Genomic DNA, 3,345 nt, shown 5'->3' on the forward strand with positions numbered 1-3,345 from the left:
TAACATTTGCGGTGGTCGTAAGTTTGCGCTCCGCGCTCAATAAGTTTTCTGATTTCATCTTAAAAAGACAAAGTGAAAATTTAGCTTTTGTGGCGCAATTTAACATTATGGTTATTGTGCGCATCGCGTTATGACCACTCAATCAATATCACTATCTAACGCCTCAAAACCACAGGTTTACAGCCCCTAAAATCACGAAAAATAAGAACTCAATAATTGGTCAATTTCACCATTTTGGTCATTCAGCTAAAAATAGCCCTCAAAGGCTCAAAATGGTAAAATGGTAAAATGGCTCACCATCTCTTACTTTGATATGCACAGCGTGAACTCTAGCTATGATTTTTGTGACGTGCTCGATAACGCACTCTTACACCTCTATTTAAGCGTGGCTGAAACAGAACGCTTTACCCCTAAAGCAAAGCGTAATGACATTTTGATCCGCTACCTAAAACCAATGATAAAAGATAAGCACTATCAGCAAGCAAAAAAGGAGATAAGAAGCCTGATATCTCTAGGGCGTATTGCCTCGTATGATTTGGAATCTAAAATTGTTGGGCTTTATGAGCTGTCGCAACGTTATGACCAGCAAGCGACGAAAGCAAAGCAGTTGTTTGACTTGTTGACGTTCATTGAAGCTGAGTTAACGCTACCCACCAGATTCTTAAATGTAAGGGGTAACGAGCGAAAATTACCGAACACCATTTACATGTTGCAAGAGCACATAGAAAACGGATTTACAGTTTCAGGTGAGCAGGTTGCACCAGTGTCACTGTTTTTAGAGTCAGATAAGGTAATAGACGTAGTTGATTTAGTGAATGCCAAAGGCTTGTTCTTGGCTGAAATACAGCAGCATAATGTTGACGAAAAACAAGGTCATCTTATGCTGCACCCTAAAAAGTAGGCATGTGTGTAATGGCTCACAATCAGCGACTTAGCTGAGTTATTTTCTGTGTCGAGACCAACGGTCTATCGAATGCTTTTACGAGGAAAAAAATGATCGATCTAACTGCAGAGCAAAGACACTTGGCAAAAATAGTTCATGATTATGCTTGTCGGTTTCCTCTGACAGAGGAGGGTGACGCTCAGTTATTGAAAAGCTGTTATGACTATATGGACGCCTTTAAGCGGGTGATGGACTGCGCATCAAAAGTCCAGATGGACTACATTTGTCTGCAATATCCGGGGTATTTTCGCTTTGCGAAATGGATGGAGCGTTTAGCACAAGGTATTGCTGTTGGTGTCATTGATATTCCCAAAGATCACTAAAAATAAGTCACAAAATTTTGGCGGCTTCGCCGCCCTTTTCCGTTTATGGGGTTTTACGCCCATCCCCTCGAAATTAGTATTAAAAACATGATCTTGTCAAATTAGGGTCAAAGAGCACTGGACCCGTCCTACCTTGGTTAATTGAAAAGCGAATTAACCAGGGGAGATCCCACCCAACCGATCACCAGATTTTTAAACGACAAAAAACTGCAAACACAAAAAATTGAAATGGGGCGATTATATCCTCTGGATAGCATTCTTTATTGTCTTTAGTGCTCTGTATTTACTATAATGTACTTACAAATGTAACTACACCGTGAGGCAGTATGGGCACTATTAATATTCGCATCGATGACGAGCTTAAGGAGCGTTCTTTTGCTGTGTTGGAAAAATTAGGCGTTAGTCCCTCTGAGGCATTGCGGCAAATGCTTGAGTATGTCGCCACAAGCGGCGCTATGCCATTTAAACCCGTACTGCTAACAGCAGAGGATGAAGCCTTGATCTCCTTGGTTAAAGAGCGTTTAGCGAGCCCTCGAAAGGGGATCGAGGTTTCGCTCGATGATCTATAAGTTAGTATTTGATCCCCGCGCATTAAAGGAATGGAACAAGCTTGGAGATCCCATCAGGCAGCAGTTAAAAAAGAAACTGGCCGAGATACTGCAACATCCTCATATCGGGGCTAACAAACTTAGAGATCTCCCTGACTGTTACAAAATCAAGTTGCGTACATCAGGTTATCGCTTGGTATATCAAGTACAAGATGAACGCATTACCGTGTTTGTCGTGGCCGTAGGCAAGCGTGAACGATTAGCGGTGTATTCAACAGCAGAAAAGCGCCTTTAAATGAGGTATGAATCAGTTCTCTAGAGATTTGATTCATTTTAGGACAAAAAAAAGCCCCGTTGGAAGGAAGAAACGGGGCGAAATGGGTCTGTTTTAAGGTCAGCGTGAATCAGTCTGGGGCTTTGTTTCCTAAATAGGTTGAACTAAAACCGTAGCCGCAGATCTGATCGGCATCGCCTATTAACTTACCCATCAACCGTGTCAAAACCTCGCTATAAAACAACCAACTGGAAGCAATACAACCAAGCCTTAATCAACCGCGGTTCACTTACCTTCTGGATTGATGAGGATGCAATTGCTAAGTGGAAAGCCAAGGTCGAGCAGCCCAAGAAAGGTCGCCCTCAAGTGTTTAGCGACTTAGCCATTACCACTGCGTTGATGGTTAAGCGTATTTTCTCTATGCCACTGCGAGCCTTACAAGGCTTCATCAATTCGGTGTTTAAACTGGGTGACATCCCATTATCTTGCCCGCATTACACCTGCATCAGTAAACGCGCGAAAACGGTCAATATTGCTTTTAAAACCAAGACTCGCGGCGCCATTGAGCACTTAGCTATCGACTCGACAGGCTTGAAGGTCTATGGCGAAGGTGAGTGGAAAGTTAAGAAACATGACACAGATGGAAAGCGCCGAGTGTGGCGTAAACTGCATATTGCTGTAGATACACATAGCCATGAAATTATTGCCGCAGAACTCAGTTTATCAGGTGTCACAGACGCTGAAGTGATGCCCAATTTACTTAAGCAAACCCATCGAAAAATCCGCAATATCTCGGGTGATGGTGCTTACGACACGAAAGCCTGTCACGAAGCCGTTCGTCGAAAACGCGCTTTAGTGCTCATTCCACCTAGGGAAGGTGCTGCGCTATGGGAACAAGGGCATCCACGAAACTTAGCCGTCAGTTGGCAACAGCTTCATGGCTCAAATAAGCAGTGGAAAAAACGGTATGGTTACCATCGACGTTCAATCTCAGAAACCGCCATGTACAGGATAAAACAACTGTTAGGAGGCACATTGAGCATGCGTAATTATAACGCTCAGGTGGGAGAAACTTACGCTATGATTAGGGCTTTGAACAAGCTTACTGGGCTAGGTATGCCTGAAACCCACTATGTAGCTTGATATTTGAACAATGATGAGAGTTTTGTTCGCTGACTCGATTTAGGAAACAAAGCCGCTCCAAGTTGTAATATTTCATGTAAGCCGTCACATCTTGCTTCATAAACTCCCTTGTTG

At 43.2% G+C, this 3,345-nt stretch carries 6 protein-coding genes; all 6 read left to right on the plus strand.

Annotation, left to right across the window (positions count from 1 at the left end; genetic code table 11):
* Positions 1-349: 349 nt before the first annotated feature.
* The 6 genes from NE536_RS22500 to NE536_RS22525 all read left to right on the plus strand — a co-directional run bounded on the left by NE536_RS22500 (position 350) and on the right by NE536_RS22525 (position 3,231).
* Positions 350-901 carry a DUF2913 family protein gene (locus NE536_RS22500; protein ID WP_261274080.1) on the plus strand — a complete coding sequence of 184 codons (552 nt, stop codon included), beginning with the start codon at positions 350-352 and terminating at the stop codon, positions 899-901.
* Positions 902-922: 21 nt separating this feature from the next.
* On the plus strand, positions 923-997 hold the full coding sequence (locus NE536_RS22505) for a hypothetical protein (protein ID WP_261274082.1): 75 nt from the start codon (positions 923-925) through the stop codon (positions 995-997).
* On the plus strand, positions 994-1,266 hold the full coding sequence (locus tag NE536_RS22510; RefSeq protein WP_011979490.1) for a hypothetical protein: 273 nt from the start codon (positions 994-996) through the stop codon (positions 1,264-1,266). Before NE536_RS22505 ends, NE536_RS22510 begins: the two co-directional genes overlap by 4 nt.
* A 326-nt stretch (positions 1,267-1,592) precedes the next feature.
* Positions 1,593-1,835, plus strand: coding sequence for a type II toxin-antitoxin system RelB/DinJ family antitoxin (locus NE536_RS22515; protein ID WP_011979491.1), 243 nt, complete (start codon positions 1,593-1,595; stop codon positions 1,833-1,835).
* Entirely contained in the window at positions 1,825-2,109 is a 285-nt protein-coding gene (locus NE536_RS22520; RefSeq protein ID WP_011979492.1) for a type II toxin-antitoxin system RelE family toxin, read from the plus strand. The genes NE536_RS22515 and NE536_RS22520 overlap by 11 nt, the downstream gene beginning before the upstream one ends.
* Positions 2,110-2,307: 198 nt before the next feature.
* Complete coding sequence (locus NE536_RS22525) at positions 2,308-3,231, plus strand: IS5-like element ISSod12 family transposase (protein ID WP_261274081.1); 924 nt, start codon at positions 2,308-2,310, stop codon at positions 3,229-3,231.
* Positions 3,232-3,345: the final 114 nt, after the last annotated feature.

The organism is Shewanella septentrionalis, assembly GCF_025370265.1.
In the GTDB taxonomy this organism is placed as follows: domain Bacteria; phylum Pseudomonadota; class Gammaproteobacteria; order Enterobacterales; family Shewanellaceae; genus Shewanella; species Shewanella hafniensis.

Coding starts and splice junctions, on each gene's coding strand:
- NE536_RS22520 (WP_011979492.1), top strand. CDS start 1,825: ATGATCTATAAGTTAGTATTTGATCCCCGCGCATTAAAGGAATGGAAC.
- NE536_RS22510 (WP_011979490.1), top strand. CDS start 994: ATGATCGATCTAACTGCAGAGCAAAGACACTTGGCAAAAATAGTTCAT.
- NE536_RS22515 (WP_011979491.1), top strand. CDS start 1,593: ATGGGCACTATTAATATTCGCATCGATGACGAGCTTAAGGAGCGTTCT.